Origin of the sequence: Mesorhizobium sp. M7A.F.Ca.CA.004.06.1.1, from assembly GCF_003999135.1 — a bacterium.
GTDB lineage: Bacteria > Pseudomonadota > Alphaproteobacteria > Rhizobiales > Rhizobiaceae > Mesorhizobium.
The window spans coordinates 1-681 of sequence record NZ_RZPQ01001342.1 but is presented as its reverse complement, the minus strand read 5'-3'; the positions used below and the strand labels follow the sequence as shown (position 1 = coordinate 681).

The following is a 681-nucleotide window of genomic DNA, read 5'->3' as shown; positions in this document are numbered from 1 at the left end:
TTCCGGCGCCGTCTTTCCCTGCAGCAACGCGTCATGCACCGGCTGCAGCACGTCGAGCATGGTTTTTTGTCCAACCTGCGACTTGCCCCGTGCTGCCACCGCTTCGATCGCCTTGCCGAACGCCGCCGTCAGATTGGCGCGATCAGGCGCCGCTGAAATCTCCTTGCCGAGTGCCAGGAAAAGGGTGCCGAATAGCGGGCCGGAGGCGCCGCCGACCGTCATCACCAGCTTGGTGCCGATTGCCTTCAAGGCATCGGGCAGCGGTTTGGCCGAAAATGCTTCGGCTTCCGCGCGCACGGCCTCGAAGCCGCGCTTCATGTTCAGCCCGTGGTCGCCGTCGCCGATCGCCTGGTCGAGCGCCGTCAACTCCTCGGCGTGAGCGGCAATGGTATCCGCAGCGGCCGCGATCAGCCTGGCAAGGTTCAACGCCGCCATGTCACCCGCATTTCCGGTTTCTATCTTGCCGGCAGTATCGAAAGAACGATCATTCGACAACTGGAGCATGAATCAGGCCGCTTCGTGCAGTGCGGCGGCGGCCGCGAAGACTTCGGCCACCGCGTGAGCGCCGGGGTCGACCACACCCTGCAATTTGCTGCCGACATAGGCGGACCGTCCGGCCTTAGCTTTGTCCATGGCGGAGGTGGCTTCGGCACCGCGTCGAGCCGCCACAGCCGCTTCGTC

2 protein-coding genes are annotated in these 681 nt (G+C 64.8%); both read right to left on the bottom strand.

Annotated elements, in window-relative coordinates; all coding sequences use genetic code 11:
• Positions 1–435: dihydroxyacetone kinase subunit DhaL (gene dhaL, locus EN906_RS36210; protein WP_127375877.1), on the bottom strand; the 435-nt coding region annotated here is incomplete at its 3' end.
• 72 nt (positions 436–507) lie between these two features.
• The coding region (locus EN906_RS36205; protein ID WP_127375876.1) for a DAK2 domain-containing protein at positions 508–681 on the bottom strand (174 nt) is incomplete at its 5' end.